General features: G+C 52.5%; 14 protein-coding genes, 6 tRNA genes and 1 other RNA gene. 12 read left to right on the top strand and 9 right to left on the bottom strand.

The genetic code is table 11. From position 1 onward, the window contains the following. Positions 1 to 48: 48 nt before the first annotated feature. From zipA to FOB24_RS18130, 3 genes are all read left to right on the top strand, one after another. Entirely contained in the window at positions 49 to 1,062 is a 1,014-nt protein-coding gene (gene zipA / locus FOB24_RS18140; protein ID WP_150345279.1) for a cell division protein ZipA, read from the top strand. Positions 1,063 to 1,133: 71 nt separating this feature from the next. Then, the gene (gene ligA, locus FOB24_RS18135) at positions 1,134 to 3,149 is read left to right on the top strand and encodes an NAD-dependent DNA ligase LigA (protein WP_150345278.1); all 2,016 of its coding nucleotides are present in this window, start codon (positions 1,134 to 1,136) and stop codon (positions 3,147 to 3,149) included. A 1-nt stretch (position 3,150) separates the two neighbouring features. Continuing rightward, on the top strand, positions 3,151 to 3,369 hold the full coding sequence (locus FOB24_RS18130; protein WP_032944144.1) for a DUF3820 family protein: 219 nt from the start codon (positions 3,151 to 3,153) through the stop codon (positions 3,367 to 3,369). Here FOB24_RS18130 and FOB24_RS18125 read toward each other — a convergent pair. Beyond that, the gene (locus FOB24_RS18125) at positions 3,366 to 4,364 is read right to left on the bottom strand and encodes a bile acid:sodium symporter family protein (RefSeq protein ID WP_150345277.1); all 999 of its coding nucleotides are present in this window, start codon (positions 4,362 to 4,364) and stop codon (positions 3,366 to 3,368) included. The two genes, FOB24_RS18130 and FOB24_RS18125, sit on opposite strands and share 4 nt — an antisense overlap. Before the next feature lie 89 nt (positions 4,365 to 4,453). Here FOB24_RS18125 and FOB24_RS18120 point away from each other — a divergent pair, with 89 nt between their 5' ends. From FOB24_RS18120 to FOB24_RS18105, 4 genes are all read left to right on the top strand, one after another. Then, positions 4,454 to 5,380 (top strand): LysR family transcriptional regulator, encoded by a 927-nt coding sequence (locus FOB24_RS18120; RefSeq protein WP_069324504.1) that lies wholly within the window; start codon positions 4,454 to 4,456, stop codon positions 5,378 to 5,380. A gap of 181 nt (positions 5,381 to 5,561) precedes the next feature. Then, on the top strand, positions 5,562 to 6,395 hold the full coding sequence (gene xapA, locus FOB24_RS18115; protein ID WP_087856971.1) for a xanthosine phosphorylase: 834 nt from the start codon (positions 5,562 to 5,564) through the stop codon (positions 6,393 to 6,395). A 57-nt stretch (positions 6,396 to 6,452) separates the two neighbouring features. Further along, entirely contained in the window at positions 6,453 to 7,709 is a 1,257-nt protein-coding gene (locus FOB24_RS18110) for a nucleoside permease (RefSeq protein ID WP_042306957.1), read from the top strand. Positions 7,710 to 7,798: 89 nt separating this feature from the next. Beyond that, positions 7,799 to 8,683, top strand: coding sequence for a LysR family transcriptional regulator (locus tag FOB24_RS18105; RefSeq protein ID WP_038642460.1), 885 nt, complete (start codon positions 7,799 to 7,801; stop codon positions 8,681 to 8,683). A 150-nt stretch (positions 8,684 to 8,833) separates the two neighbouring features. Here FOB24_RS18105 and FOB24_RS18100 read toward each other — a convergent pair. From FOB24_RS18100 to FOB24_RS18080, 5 genes are all read right to left on the bottom strand, one after another. Further along, a non-coding RNA gene (locus FOB24_RS18100) (RtT sRNA) lies at positions 8,834 to 8,967 on the bottom strand. Between the two features lie 22 nt (positions 8,968 to 8,989). Continuing rightward, a tRNA-Lys gene (locus FOB24_RS18095) sits at positions 8,990 to 9,065 on the bottom strand. A gap of 4 nt (positions 9,066 to 9,069) precedes the next feature. Then, positions 9,070 to 9,145, bottom strand: a tRNA-Val gene (locus FOB24_RS18090). A gap of 46 nt (positions 9,146 to 9,191) precedes the next feature. Next, a tRNA-Val gene (locus FOB24_RS18085) sits at positions 9,192 to 9,267 on the bottom strand. A 47-nt stretch (positions 9,268 to 9,314) separates the two neighbouring features. Beyond that, positions 9,315 to 9,390: transfer RNA gene (locus FOB24_RS18080), tRNA-Val, on the bottom strand. Between the two features lie 258 nt (positions 9,391 to 9,648). Between FOB24_RS18080 and gltX the strand changes: the two genes are divergently transcribed. Further along, positions 9,649 to 11,064: a glutamate--tRNA ligase gene (gene gltX / locus FOB24_RS18075; RefSeq protein WP_038642458.1), complete on the top strand. Its 1,416-nt coding sequence runs from the start codon at positions 9,649 to 9,651 to the stop codon at positions 11,062 to 11,064. A 56-nt stretch (positions 11,065 to 11,120) separates the two neighbouring features. On the opposite strand, the gene FOB24_RS18070 is transcribed toward gltX, so the two are convergent. After that, positions 11,121 to 11,513, bottom strand: coding sequence for a MerR family transcriptional regulator (locus FOB24_RS18070; protein ID WP_038642449.1), 393 nt, complete (start codon positions 11,511 to 11,513; stop codon positions 11,121 to 11,123). A gap of 1 nt (position 11,514) precedes the next feature. Beyond that, complete coding sequence (locus FOB24_RS18065) at positions 11,515 to 11,877, bottom strand: YfeC-like transcriptional regulator (RefSeq protein ID WP_006683575.1); 363 nt, start codon at positions 11,875 to 11,877, stop codon at positions 11,515 to 11,517. A gap of 221 nt (positions 11,878 to 12,098) precedes the next feature. Between FOB24_RS18065 and FOB24_RS18060 the strand changes: the two genes are divergently transcribed. Then, positions 12,099 to 12,174, top strand: a tRNA-Ala gene (locus FOB24_RS18060). Positions 12,175 to 12,216: 42 nt separating this feature from the next. Next, positions 12,217 to 12,292: transfer RNA gene (locus FOB24_RS18055), tRNA-Ala, on the top strand. 150 nt (positions 12,293 to 12,442) lie between these two features. Here the strand turns inward: FOB24_RS18055 and nupC are convergent. Then, positions 12,443 to 13,645: a nucleoside permease NupC gene (nupC, locus tag FOB24_RS18050; RefSeq protein WP_038642445.1), complete on the bottom strand. Its 1,203-nt coding sequence runs from the start codon at positions 13,643 to 13,645 to the stop codon at positions 12,443 to 12,445. Positions 13,646 to 13,918: 273 nt separating this feature from the next. Between nupC and FOB24_RS24740 the strand changes: the two genes are divergently transcribed. Together FOB24_RS24740 and FOB24_RS18045 are read left to right on the top strand one after the other, a co-directional pair. After that, a complete protein-coding gene (locus FOB24_RS24740; RefSeq protein WP_419866972.1) occupies positions 13,919 to 13,993 on the top strand; it encodes a hypothetical protein in 75 nt (24 codons plus the stop codon). Next, entirely contained in the window at positions 13,990 to 15,228 is a 1,239-nt protein-coding gene (locus FOB24_RS18045) for an Nramp family divalent metal transporter (RefSeq protein WP_038642443.1), read from the top strand. The genes FOB24_RS24740 and FOB24_RS18045 overlap by 4 nt, the downstream gene beginning before the upstream one ends. Positions 15,229 to 15,245: the final 17 nt, after the last annotated feature.

Here is a 15,245-nt window from a genome sequence, read left to right as displayed (position 1 = left end):
AGTAAATGTTTGCCGTGGTGGCAAGGTGTTAGAACAACAGAGAATATAATGATGCAGGATTTGCGTCTGATATTAATCATTGTTGGCGCGATCGCCATAATCGCTTTACTGGTACATGGTTTTTGGACTAGCCGTAAAGAGCGGTCTTCTATATTCCGCGATCGCCCACTGAAACGCATGAAGTCTAAACGTGAAGACGAGGATTCGTTCGACGACAACGTCGAGGAAGACGAAGGCGTGGGCGAAGTTCGCGTTCATCGTGTGAATCATGCTCCCGGTAACGCGCAGGAACATGGTGTTCCTCCTCAGTCGCCGCAACACCAGTACCAGCCGCCTTATGCGTCTGCTCAGCCGCGTCAAACCGCGCAGCAGCCTGCACAAGCGCCGGTACCGCCGCCGCATGTTCAGCAGCAGCCTCAGCCTGTTCAACCGCAGCAGCCTGTGCAACATCAGCCTGTTCAGCCGCAACCGGTACAACAGCCGGTACAGCATCAGCCCGTTGCTCCGCAGGTTCAGCAGCCCGTGCAGCAGGCTCCGCAGCCTGCGCCGCAGACCTTCCAGCCAGCAGAGCCTGTCGTTGAACACCAACCGCAGCCTGAGCCGGTCGTTGAAGACGCGCCTGTTGCCGAAAAACCGCAGCGTAAAGAAGCGGTCATTATTATGAACGTCGCGGCTCACCATGGCAGCGAGCTCAACGGTGATGTGCTGCTCAACAGCATTCAGCAAGCCGGTTTTAAATTTGGCGATATGAATATTTTCCATCGTCACCTGAGCCCGGATGGCAGCGGTCCGTCGCTGTTCAGTCTTGCCAACATGGTTAATCCTGGTACGTTTGACCCGGAGATGACGGGCGACTTCAGCACGCCTGGCGTGACTATTTTTATGCAGGTTCCGTCCTATGGGGACGAGCTGCAAAACTTTAAGCTGATGCTGCAGTCCGCGCAGCACATTGCTGATGAAGTTGGCGGTGTGGTGCTCGACGATCAACGTCGTATGATGACGCCGCAGAAACTGCGGGAATATCAGGACCGCATCCGCGAAGTTAAAGAATCTCACGCCTGATTTTCTTCTGGCGTGACATTTCCTTGCTAAACCCCCGCCTGTCGGGGGTTTTTTATCATTGATGGTGCGATATGGAATCAATCGAACAACAACTGACAGAACTGCGAACCACGCTTCGCCATCATGAGTATCTCTACCATGTGATGGACGCGCCGGAAATTCCCGATGCGGAATATGATCGCCTGATGCGTGAACTGCGCGAGCTGGAAGCGCAGCATCCGGACCTTGTTACCCCCGACTCGCCAACCCAACGCGTTGGCGCCGCGCCGTTGTCGGCGTTCAGCCAGATTCGCCATGAAGTGCCGATGCTGTCGCTGGATAACGTGTTTGATGAGGAGAGTTTTCTCGCCTTCAACAAGCGCGTGCAGGACCGACTGAAGAGCACCGATAAGCTGACCTGGTGCTGTGAACTGAAACTGGACGGCCTGGCGGTCAGTATCCTGTATGAAAACGGCGTACTGGTCAGCGCCGCAACGCGCGGTGATGGCACCACGGGGGAGGATATTACCTCTAACGTGCGCACTATCCGCGCGATCCCGTTAAAACTGCGTGGCGATAATATTCCCACGCGTCTGGAAGTGCGCGGGGAAGTGTTCCTGCCACAGGCCGGATTTGAAAAAATTAATGAAGAAGCCCGCCGCACCGGCAATAAAGTGTTTGCTAATCCGCGCAACGCCGCCGCCGGGTCATTACGCCAGCTTGATCCCCGTATCACGGCGAAGCGACCGCTTACTTTCTTCTGCTATGGCGTTGGTGTGCTGGAAGGCGGCGCGCTGCCTGATACTCACCTCGGCCGTCTGCTGCAATTTAAAGAGTGGGGACTGCCGGTAAGCGACAGGGTAGCGCTGTGTGACTCGCCGGAGGAAGTACTCACTTACTATCATAAGGTTGAAGAAGACCGACCGACGCTGGGCTTCGATATTGACGGTGTGGTGATTAAAGTCAACTCCATGGCGTTGCAGGAGCAACTGGGCTTTGTCGCTCGTGCGCCGCGCTGGGCGGTGGCCTTTAAGTTTCCGGCGCAGGAGCAGATGACCTTTGTTCGCGATGTTGAGTTTCAGGTCGGACGTACCGGGGCGATTACGCCCGTTGCTCGCCTTGAGCCAGTTCAGGTTGCCGGGGTTCTGGTCAGTAACGCCACTCTGCATAATGCCGATGAAATCGATCGTTTGGGGTTGCGTATTGGCGATAAAGTCGTTATTCGCCGGGCAGGCGATGTAATCCCGCAGGTGGTCAACGTGGTGCTTTCCGAGCGCCCGGAAGAGACGCGTGAAATCGTGTTTCCACAGCACTGTCCGGTGTGTGGGTCTGATGTTGAACGTGTGGAAGGCGAAGCGGTCGCTCGCTGTACTGGCGGCCTGATTTGCGGCGCCCAGCGTAAGGAATCGTTGAAACACTTTGTTTCCCGCCGCGCGCTCGATGTTGACGGTATGGGCGACAAAATTATCGATCAACTGGTGGAGAAAGAGTATGTCCATACGCCAGCAGATCTCTTCACCCTGACGGCAGGCAAGCTCACCGGACTCGAGCGGATGGGGCCAAAGTCGGCGCAAAACGTGGTGAATGCGCTGGAAAAAGCGAAAGAAACGACGTTTGCCCGTTTCCTCTACGCGCTGGGCATTCGTGAAGTCGGCGAGGCCACTGCCGCAGGTCTGGCGGCGTATTTCGGCACTCTGGATGTGCTGGAAGCGGCCTCTGTCGAAGAGCTGCAAAAAGTGCCGGATGTTGGCATTGTGGTCGCGACGCACGTGTTTAATTTCTTTGCCGAAGAGAGCAACCGCGAGGTGATAGGCCAGTTGCTGGCGCAGGGCATTCACTGGCCCGCCCCGGTGGTTATCAACGCTGAGGAAATCGACAGCCCGTTCGCGGGCAAAACGGTGGTGCTGACCGGAAGCCTGAGCCTGATGTCGCGTGATGACGCCAAAGCACGATTAACCGAACTGGGCGCCAAAGTGGCCGGTAGCGTGTCGAAGAAAACCGATCTGGTGATTGCCGGCGAAGCGGCGGGTTCGAAACTGGCAAAAGCGCAGGAACTGGGTATTACCGTGATTGATGAAGCTGAAATGATCCGCTTACTGGGTGCCTGAGATGGAAAAAGAGCAGCTGGTTGAGATCGCTAACACCGTGATGCCCTTCGGTAAATATAAGGGGCGTCGGCTGATTGATGTCCCGGAAGAGTATCTGCTGTGGTTTGCCCGTAAGGATGAATTCCCGGCGGGTAAACTGGGCGAGCTGATGCAAATCACGCTGCTGATTAAAACTGAGGGGCTGACGCAACTGGTGCAGCCCCTGAAACGCCCGCTTTAAGCCTTTGCGGCGCGGCTTTTCTGCTGCGCCAGCAATGCGTCCGTCTGTTGCTTGTAGCGACGGGCCAGCACGGCGCAGACCATCAGCTGAATTTGATGGAAGATCATCAAAGGCAGCACCATCATGCCAATCACCGAAGTCGGAAACAGAATATTTGCCATTGGGATCCCATTCGCCAGGCTCTTTTTCGAACCGCAGAAGACAATGGTGATTTCATCGGCTTTATTGAAGCCGCATTTCCGGGCAACAAAGACGTTTATGCCAATCACAATGGCCAGCAGAACGATGCTGACCACGCAGATAAACAGCAGTGAGCCGATTCCCACTTTGTGCCAGATCCCGTTAACCACGGCTTCGCTAAAGGCAGAGTACACCACCAGTAAAATGGAGGATTGGTCCGTTTTGGCGATCCACTTTTTATGTCGTGATACCCAGTTACCAATCCATGGACGTGAAAGATGTCCCAACACGAACGGCAGCAGCAGTTGCAGCATAATTTTCCCCACCTGCTCCAGGCTGCCTTCCGCGCCGTGCATATTCATCACCAGGCCTACCAGCAGCGGTGAAAGGAAAATACCCAGCAGGCTGGAGGCCGAAGCGGAGCACACGGCGGCGGCGACGTTACCTCCCGCCAGCGATGTAAAGGCGATGGCCGACTGCACCGTGGCCGGCAAAATACACAGATACAGGAAACCGGTATACAGCATCGGGTCAACATTAACCGGTGCCCACCATGCGAACAGAACACCCAATACCGGGAAGACGACGAAAGTGCTGCACATGACCCACAGATGCAAACGCCAATGGCTACCGCCGGCAATAATGGCCTCACGCGACAGCTTTGCCCCGTGCATAAAAAACAGCAGGGCAATGGCGGCGGTGGTTAATCCTTCAAAAAAAGGGACAAAACCGCCCTCGGCCGGGAAAAAGGAAGCCAGTAAAACGACGGTAATTAGCGTTATCGTGAACGGATCAAGAATACGAAATAGTTTCATAAAAGCTCCTGAAATTCGGTAGGAACATTTTGCGTTTTTCCGTTTGAGAAATAAAATTGATTTATTGCATCCATATATGAATCGAATAGATGAATTACTCTCTGCGTCAGCTCCGTATCTTTGTTACCGTCGCTCAGGCTAAAAGTTTTAGCCGGGCGGGGGATATCATTGGCTTAAGCCAGTCGGCGGTCAGCCATAGCGTTAAAGAGCTGGAAGGGCAGACGGGCGTCCGATTATTAGATAGAACAACACGAGAAGTGGTACTGACAGAAGCCGGGCATCAGTTGGCGGCACGACTGGAGCGTATTCTGGATGAACTGCACAGCACCCTGCGTGAAGCAGGCCAGGTGGGGACGCAGTTAACCGGAACGGTGCGCGTTGCCGCCAGCCAGACGATCTCCGCACACCTGATTCCACAGTGTATTGCCCAGAGTAATCAGCTTTATCCTGCGATCGATTTTGTGCTGCACGACAGGCCACAGCAGTGGGTGCTGGAAAGCATTCGCCAGGGAGAAGTCGATTTTGGCATTGTGATTGATCCTGGTGCTGTGACCGATCTGCAGTGTGAAGCCGTACTGTCCGAACCTTTCCTGTTACTGTGTCGGCAGGATCATCCGTTAGCCCAGCGGGAATGGGTCAACTGGCAGGATCTCTATCATGAGCGTCTGGTGCTACAGGATTACGCTTCCGGCAGTCGACCGCTGATCGATGCGGCGCTGGCCCACTTTTCGATTGATGCCAATATTGTTCAGGAGATTGGTCACCCGGCCACGTTGTTTCCGATGGTAGAGGCGGGCATTGGTATCAGCGTACTGCCCGCGCTGGCGCTCCCCTTACCGCAGGGTAGCCATTTACAGGTTAAGCGTCTGACGCCGGTGGTTGAACGACAATTGATGCTGGCGCGACGTAAAAACCGTTCTTTATCTACCGCGGCTCAGGCGTTGTGGGACGTGGTGCGCATGCAGGCCAGTGAGTTAACTGCTGGTCGCGCAAGCGATCCGCTGTATAAGATATAAACCGCCCCATGCCATTTCTGGCAGAAAAATAATGTGAATTCAAACCAGTTTAGCGTACCTCATCGATACCGATTTACTATCGCTTGTCGGGATAAACGGTATTGGTAATCGATTGCGTAGTCCCGCTATAACAGTGTGGTACGCGACGTTATTTTCGATTACTCAGTATTAAGGATATCTCATGAGCCACTCTCTTTTCTCGCAAAATCCCTGGTACAGCGCCGATATTATTCGTGGCTACAAGCCGGATTTCACTCCACGCGTCGCTTTTATTCTTGGCTCAGGCCTGGGCGCGTTGGCGGATCAAATTGAGGATGCGGTGGCCATTTCTTACGAGAAACTTCCCGGATTCCCGGTGAGCACCGTTCACGGTCATGCCGGTGAACTGGTGCTGGGAAATCTGGCGGGCGTACCGGTGGCCTGTATGAAAGGTCGCGGGCATTTTTATGAAGGGCGCGGTATGACGGTGATGACCGATGCCATTCGCACACTGAAGCTGCTGGGCTGTGAACTGTTATTTTGTACTAATGCCGCAGGCTCCCTCCGCCCTGAAGTTGGGCCAGGTAGTCTGGTTGCGCTTAGCGATCACATCAATACGATGCCTGGTACACCGATGGTGGGACTTAACGATGATCGTTTTGGCGAGCGATTCTTTTCGCTGGCGAATGCCTATGATGCTGACTATCGTGCAATCCTGCAAACCGTTGCCGCAGAAGAAGGTTTCCCGCTGAGCGAAGGCGTGTTTGTCTCTTATCCGGGACCAAACTTTGAAACCGCGGCAGAAATTCGCATGATGCAAATCATTGGTGGCGATGTCGTGGGGATGTCGGTGGTGCCTGAAGTTATCTCTGCCCGCCATTGCGGTCTGAAAGTGGTTGCGGTCGCAGCGATCACTAACCTGGCGGAAGGTTTGGGCGATGTGAAATTATCTCACGCGCAGACGCTGGCGGCAGCGGAACTCTCCCGGCAGAACTTTATCAATCTGATCTGCGGCTTTTTGCGCAAACTGGCCTGAATAATTAAAAATTGACCCCGCTTGCGGGGTCTTACTTTTTTGGCAAGGAACGGAAAAATGGGTATCGCATCTCGCTTAAAGCTCATGTCGTTTTTGCAATATTTCATCTGGGGGAGCTGGCTGGTTACCCTGGGTTCTTACATGATTAATACCCTGGATTTTACCGGCGCGAATGTGGGTATGGTCTACAGTTCGAAAGGGCTGGCAGCGATTATCATGCCGGGCATAATGGGGATCATTGCCGATAAATGGCTACGCGCCGAACGCGCCTACATGCTTTGCCATCTTGTCTGCGCGGGTGTGTTGCTATATGCCACTACCGTTACCGATCCGCAGACCATGTTCTGGGTGATGTTGGTTAACGCGATGGCATATATGCCGACGATTGCGTTATCGAACAGTGTTTCCTACTCGTGTCTGGCGCAATCGGGTCAGGACCCGGTCACCGCTTTCCCACCCATTCGCGTGTTTGGCACTATCGGCTTTATCGTGGCCATGTGGACGGTGAGTCTGATGGGACTGGAACTGAGCAGTGCGCAACTGTATATCGCTTCTGGCGCATCGTTGCTGCTGGCTCTGTATGCGCTGACGTTGCCGAAAATTCCGGTTGCCGAGAAGAAAGCGAACACAACGCTTGCCAGCAAGCTTGGGCTGGATGCTTTTGTCTTGTTTAAAAATCCACGTATGGCAATCTTCTTTTTGTTTGCAATGATGTTGGGGGCGGTACTGCAAATTACTAATGTCTTTGGCAATCCGTTCCTGCATGATTTTGCTCGTAATCCTGAGTTTGCCGACAGTTTTGTGGTGAAGTATCCCTCTATCTTGCTTTCAGTTTCACAGATGGCGGAAGTGGGCTTTATCCTGACTATCCCGTTCTTCCTCAAACGCTTTGGTATTAAAACGGTAATGCTGATGAGCATGCTGGCGTGGACGCTGCGCTTTGGTTTTTTTGCCTTTGGCGATCCGTCCCCGGTCGGCTTTGTGATGCTGCTGATGTCGATGATTGTCTATGGTTGCGCGTTTGATTTCTTCAATATTTCAGGATCGGTGTTTGTAGAGCAGGAAGTGAGTTCTAACATTCGCGCCAGTGCGCAGGGGCTGTTTATGACGATGGTCAATGGCGTGGGCGCTTGGGTTGGCTCAATCCTGAGCGGGATGGCGGTAGATTACTTCTCTGTCGATGGCGTTAAGGACTGGCAGACTATCTGGTTAGTCTTTGCCGCGTATGCGTTAGCGCTTGCGGTTATCTTTGCGTTGTTCTTCAAATATAAACATGACCCTGAACGACGGGTGCAGAAATCACTGGCACATTAACGGCGGGGCCTGCTACCCGCTGTTTCATGTTCTGTGCTGCGATGTGGTAACTTTGCGCATTATCCTTTGTCCTCAGGAGCGCATTATCCATGGAACGCACGCACCGTATCGATCTGAAGTTACTGCGTTATTTTCTTGCTGTCGCAGAAGAACTGCATTTTGGACGCGCTGCTGCTCGCCTGAATATGTCGCAACCGCCGCTCAGTACGCATATTAAAGAGCTGGAACAACAACTCGGCACTTTGCTGTTTATCCGACATTCCCGCAGTGTAGCCTTAACACATGCCGGAAAAATTTTGATGGAAGAGTCGCGCCGATTGCTATCCAGTGCAAATCAGGCGCTGGCGAGGGTAGAGCAAATTGGTCGCGGCGACGCAGGGCGGATTGAGCTGGGTGTTATCGGTACGGCGATGTGGGGAAAAATGCGTCCAGTGATGCGGCGTTTCTTAAAAGATAACCCTAACGTTGAGGTGCTGTTTCGCGAGAATATGCCAGCCATGCAGATGACGATGCTGGAGCGACGTGAGCTGGATGCGGGAATTTGGCGGATGGCGACAGAACCTTCGCCTGGATTCACCAGCCTACGTTTGCACGAATCCTCTTTTCTGGTGGCGATGCCAGAAGAGCATCCCCTGGCGGAACTTGCCGCGATACCATTGGAAGCGTTGCGAAACGAATATTTTGTCACAATGCCCTCCATTCATACCGACTGGGCTTTTTTACAGCGCGTTTGCCTAAGCGCCGGATTTTCACCAATGATTATTCGCGAGGTGAAGGAGCCGCAAACGGTGTTGGCGATGATCAGTATGGGAGTTGGAATTACGTTGATTGCAGACAGTTATGCGCAAATGAGCTGGCCGGGTGTGGTGTTCCGTCCGTTAGAGGAACGTATTCCGGCGGATTTGTATATTGTGTATGACCAGCAGCAGGCAACGCCCGCGCTGGAGAAACTGGTGGCGGCGTTGATGGTATGATGTCTGCGCCGGATGGCGACTAAACATCTTATCCGGCCTACGCGTGCGGTATTGCCTGTAGGCCTGATAAGCGCAACGCATCAGGTAAGCAGATTCGAAACTTCCATATCGCAGATAGCAAAAAGGCGCCGCCAGCGCCCTCTTTTACATTGGTGGGGCGTGCAGGATGACTCGCTTCGCTCGCCCTTCGGGTCGTCGCCGTAAACGGCTCCGTTGTCTCACTACGTTCGACCCGAACCTGCTGCAGGTTCGAATCGTTGAATTTTGCGCATAGCAAAAAGGCGCCTTTAGGGCGCCTTTTTACATTGGTGGGTCGTGCAGGATTCGAACCTGCGACCAATTGATTAAAAGTCAACTGCTCTACCAACTGAGCTAACGACCCGAAGTGGTGGGTGATGACGGGATCGAACCGCCGACCCCCTCCTTGTAAGGGAGGTGCTCTCCCAGCTGAGCTAATCACCCACTTCGGTACTTCATATTTTAACAAGAAATCCAGCTGGCGAGAAAGTGGTGGGTGATGACGGGATCGAACCGCCGACCCCCTCCTTGTAAGGGAGGTGCTCTCCCAGCTGAGCTAATCACCCACTTCTCAATTTCTTGTTTTTACACGGCGGAGACTACATAAAGTAGTTGGTGGGTGATGACGGGTTCGAACCGCCGACCCCCTCCTTGTAAGGGAGGTGCTCTCCCAGCTGAGCTAATCACCCCCGCTGTGTGGAGTCGCATTATAGGGAGAGTTGAAAATGAGTCAACGCATTTTCAAAAGAAATTGTTCGTTCGTCGTAAATTTAAACAAAACGATCGCAAAACAATCCATGCAGCATGATTTGTATACGAAAATGGCAAAGCGTGATGTTCCAACCCGATCAACATTGAGGAATCAGACCACAGTGATAGAATACGAGCCTGATAATCTTCCCTGGATTTGCCGGTTGTCGGCATCTTTATAAACGTAAGGCCATTTCATGAAAATCAAAACTCGCTTCGCGCCAAGCCCGACAGGTTACCTGCACGTCGGCGGCGCGCGTACTGCTCTTTATTCCTGGCTTTTTGCACGTAACCATGGCGGTGAGTTTGTGCTGCGTATTGAAGACACCGATCTCGAACGCTCCACGCCGGAAGCTATTGAAGCCATTATGGATGGTATGAACTGGCTGAATCTGGAATGGGATGAAGGCCCGTACTTCCAGACCAAACGTTTTGATCGCTACAACGCTGTTATTGATGAAATGCTGGAAGCAGGCACCGCATATAAGTGCTACTGCTCCAAAGAGCGTCTGGATGCGCTGCGCGAAGAGCAGATGGCGAACGGTGAGAAGCCGCGTTACGACGGCCGCTGCCGCCACGGTCATGAGCACCATGCCGCCGATGAACCGTGCGTGGTGCGTTTTGCCAACCCGCAGGACGGTTCCGTTATTTTTGACGATCAGATCCGTGGGCCGATCGAATTCAGCAACCAGGAGCTGGACGATCTGATCATCCGCCGTACCGACGGCTCCCCAACCTACAACTTCTGCGTGGTTGTCGATGACTGGGATATGGAAATCACTCACGTTATTCGTGGCGAAGATCATATCAACAACACCCCGCGTCAGATCAATATCCTGAAAGCGCTGAATGCGCCGGTGCCGGTTTACGCGCACGTGTCGATGATCAACGGCGACGACGGTAAAAAACTCTCTAAACGTCACGGTGCGGTCAGCGTGATGCAATACCGCGATGACGGCTATCTGCCGGAAGCGCTGCTGAACTATCTGGTGCGCCTGGGCTGGTCCAGCGGCGATCAGGAAATCTTCACCCGTGAAGAGATGATTAAACTGTTCTCCCTCGGTGCGGTGAGCAAGTCTGCGAGCGCGTTCAACACTGAAAAATTGCAGTGGCTGAACCATCACTACATTAATGCGCTGGCACCGGAATATGTGGCAACGCATCTGCAGTGGCACATTGAGCAGGAAAATATCGATACTCGCGTTGGGCCTCAACTGTCTGAGCTGGTGAAACTGCTGGGCGAGCGTTGCAAGACGCTGAAAGAAATGGCGCAGAGCTGCCGCTACTTCTATGAAGACTTTGCTGAGTTCGACGCTGACGCGGCGAAGAAACACCTGCGTCCGGTTGCGCGTCAGCCGCTGGAAGTGGTTCGCGACAAACTGGCCGCCATTACCGAATGGACGGCAGAAAACGTCCACCACGCGATTCAGGCAACCGCTGATGAGCTGGAAGTGGGCATGGGTAAAGTTGGGATGCCGCTGCGCGTCGCGGTAACCGGTGCGGGTCAGTCCCCGGCGTTAGACGTCACGGTGCATGCGATTGGTAAATCCCGCAGCGTTGAGCGTATTAACAAAGCACTGGCGTTTATTGCAGAGCGTGAAAGTCAGCAGTAATTCTGGCTAATTGTTGACACAACGGCAGGATGCGCTCCTGCCGTTTTTTTTACCTGTTATTCAGACTCATCAATGCCCAGACGGATAAGGAAATTACGAATCCCTTCGCGCGAGATATACATCGCCAGCTTTTCTTGTTCCGTTGGCGACATATTGTCCAGTGCGCTGATTATCTGGCGACAGGCATGGCTGCGCACTACATGGGTGTATTCTGCCAGCGGTTCTTCAGCCTGATAAAACTCAGGAGCTTTGCGAAAAGCGGGAACGTTGAGCAGAAACGTGCGGACACCGGAGTCAATATGAATAAGTCTCGCACGACCACCTTTAACGCCGGGAAATTTTTCGGTGGTCCAGTTTTGCTCTCTGATCCAACGATTGACGGTTTGTTTGGCTACCCCGAGACATTCCGCCAGCTCTTCGGTCGTCATTTTGCTGCGTAATTTTTTCATATTATTTGTTTTCGCGGATCCCTAAGCGTTGTAATAAACCCGTAATGCCTTCACGCAGGATCAATGACGTAAACATTTTCTGTTCTGATGGCGTCATCTCTTTGGCGAGTCTAATCAGCAGCGCCTCAATCGAAGTATCACCGGATAACGATAAGTTATCTGATAAACCTTCGGCTGAACGTTCAGCGCTGCGAATGTATTCACGAACTTGTTCGGTGACGTGAACCAGACGGGCTTTACCGCCCTGAACGCCTGGTTTTGGTGATGTAGCCCAACCTTCCTTGCGCACCCATTTATTGATGGTCTGTCGGCTGTATCCGGTCAGATTAGCAAGCTCTTCTGGCGTCATCCGTTCCTTGAACATAACGATTCCCTGAGTAGTCGTGGGGTTAATTAGTGGCTCATTTTATAGCACCATTTTAGTAGAAACCGTGACGCGTTTAACTACTGAATGCGAGTTGTTACGCAATGTTCTTCATTTGACTGCTTTTTCAGCGATTGAATTCTATGAGTTAATTTTGCCGTTGACACACGCGAAGGGAATTCATATGATGCCGCCCGTCAACTCGACAAGCTTTACGTGACGGGGCTATAGCTCAGCTGGGAGAGCGCTTGCATGGCATGCAAGAGGTCAGCGGTTCGATCCCGCTTAGCTCCACCAAATTTAATCCCAATAAATTTGGTCTGTACGTAAAAGCATCGTGGGGCTATAGCTCAGCTGGGAGAGCGCTTGCATGGCATGCAAGAGGTCAGCGGTTCGATCCCGCTTAGCTCCACCAAAATTTAAACCCTCGCTGAAAAGCGGGGGTTTTTTGTTTTTACATCCTGCCAGTTCTCACCTTATATTTCTTTGGTTTGCTGAATAACACGCATAAAAAAACCGGGGAGAAAAACCTCCCCGGTCTTAACACGACAATGTTGTTTTAGGCTTACAGCACCAGTGCTGCGATGGATGCAGACAGTACGCTCACCAGCGTAGAGCCGTACACCAGCTTCAGACCAAAGCGGGAAACCACGTTACCTTGTTCTTCGTTCAGGCCTTTAATCGCGCCGGCGATAATCCCGATGGAAGAGAAGTTAGCGAAGGAGACCAGGAACACAGAGATGATGCCTTCAGCGCGTGGAGAGAGCGTAGAGGCGATTTTCTGCAGATCCATCATCGCGACGAATTCGTTAGAAACCAGTTTGGTTGCCATGATACTGCCCACCTGCAACGCTTCGCTGGACGGTACACCCATTACCCATGCAACCGGGTAGAAGATGTAGCCCAGGATGCCCTGGAAGGAGATGCTGTAGCCAAACCAACCGGTCACGGTAGCGAACAGGGCGTTCAGGGCGGCGATCAGCGCGATGAAACCAATCAGCATGGCTGCAACGATAATTGCCACTTTGAAACCTGCCAGGATGTATTCACCCAGCATTTCGAAGAAGCTCTGGCCTTCGTGCAGGTTAGACATCTGAATGTTTTCTTCGCTGGCATCAACGGTGTAGGGGTTGATCAGCGACAAGACGATAAAGGTGCTGAACATGTTCAGAACCAGCGCAGCAACCACGTACTTCGGCTCCAGCATGGTCATATACGCGCCGACGATAGACATGGAAACCGTCGACATCGCTGTTGCAGCCATGGTGTACATACGGTTGCGGGACATTTTGCCGAGAATATCTTTATAGGCGATAAAGTTCTCGGACTGACCCAGGATCAGGGAGCTGACGGCGTTAAAGGATTCCAGCTTACCCATACCGTTGACTTTAGATAACAGGAAACCAATCGCGCGGATGACAATTGGCAGAACGCGGATATGCTGCAAAATACCGATCAGCGCGGAAATGAAGACGATCGGGCAAAGCACTTTCAGGAAGAAGAATGCCAGGCCTTTGTCGTTCATGCTGCCGAAGACAAAGTTTGTCCCTTCATTAGCGAATCCGAGCAGTTTCTCAAACATCTCGGAGAAGCCTCTCACGAAGCCCAGACCGACATCAGAGTTCAGGAAGAACCATGCCAGTAACACTTCAATAACAAGCAGTTGAATAACATAACGAATGCGGATTTTTTTACGGTCACTGCTTACCAGCAGTGCGAGTACCGCAACCACGGCAAGGGCCAGGACAAAATGAAGAACGCGGTCCATATTTGCTCCAAATATGAGGCAGGTTTAGTTTTCGTGCACATTCTATGTAACAACCATAAAGAAAACGAGATCAAACACACACTATAATAAGGACCTGTGACGAGATTCAAAATTAGTGATCGGCGATACACTTCTGTTATGTTGAGTAGGGAAGTGAAAAGTTATGTCATTGTGCTAATCTAATAACAATAATTAAACATCTCACCGGTATTTCCAGAATCTTTATCGATCCATAGACAATCGCTATCAGAGAAATCAACTTCACCCATTAAAATGAATTTGATAATCATTCTCAATGGGCGTAGCTTGAAACATAGCAAAGGCTATGTTTCTGGGGCACTAAAATGACGAACGATCGCGTTGAGAGTAGCAGTGGACGGGCAGCGCGCAAGTTGAAGCTCGCATTAATGGGACCTGCGTTCATCGCGGCGATCGGTTATATCGATCCAGGTAACTTTGCCACCAATATCCAGGCAGGGGCCAGCTTTGGTTATAAATTGCTGTGGGTGGTGGTCTGGGCAAACCTGATGGCGATGCTGATTCAGGTGCTGTCGGCAAAACTGGGTATTGCCACGGGTAAAAACCTGGCAGAGCAAATTCGCGATCATTATCCTCGCCCGGTGGTGTGGTTTTACTGGGTGCAGGCTGAAATTATCGCCATGGCGACCGACCTTGCTGAGTTTATTGGCGCTGCGATTGGTTTCAAACTGATCCTGGGCGTTTCGTTATTGCAGGGGGCCGTGCTTACCGGCATCGCGACATTCTTAATTTTGATGCTGCAGCGCCGCGGGCAAAAGCCGCTGGAAAAAGTCATTGGCGGCCTGCTGCTGTTTGTGGCCGCGGCTTACATTGTGGAACTGATCTTTTCCCAACCGAACTTCGCGCAGCTTAGCAAGGGGATGATTATTCCCAGCCTGCCAAATTCGGAGGCTGTGTTCCTGGCCGCAGGCGTACTTGGCGCGACCATCATGCCGCACGTCATTTATCTGCACTCTTCCTTAACCCAGCATCTGCACGGCGGAACGCGCCAACAGCGCTATACGGCCACCAAATGGGATGTGGCTATCGCCATGACGATTGCCGGATTTGTAAACCTGGCGATGATGGCGACAGCTGCCGCCGCATTTCATTTTAGCGGGCATACCGGTATCGCCGATCTCGATCAAGCGTACCTGACCCTTGAACCGCTGTTGAGCCATGCGGCGGCGACGGTGTTTGGTTTAAGCCTGGTGGCTGCGGGACTGTCTTCTACTGTGGTCGGCACGCTGGCGGGGCAGGTGGTGATGCAGGGATTCATCCGCTTTCATATCCCATTATGGGTACGCCGTACTGTCACCATGATGCCATCATTTATTGTGATTCTGATGGGGCTGGATCCGACCCGTATTCTGGTGATGAGCCAGGTGTTGCTCAGTTTCGGGATTGCCCTTGCGCTGGTGCCGCTACTAATCTTTACCAGCAACGGCACATTGATGGGGGATTTGGTTAACACCGCCTGGGTCAAATACATTGGCTGGATGATTGTGGTGTTAGTGGTCGCGCTCAATATCTGGCTACTGGTGGGAACCGCGCTGGGTTTGTAAAAACAAAAGAGCCCGCA

Origin of the sequence: Citrobacter werkmanii (genome assembly GCF_008693645.1) — a bacterium.
In the GTDB taxonomy this organism is placed as follows: Bacteria; Pseudomonadota; Gammaproteobacteria; order Enterobacterales; family Enterobacteriaceae; genus Citrobacter; species Citrobacter werkmanii.
The sequence above is the reverse complement of the archived record's forward strand: the minus strand, read 5'-3'. Positions and strand labels throughout refer to the sequence as shown.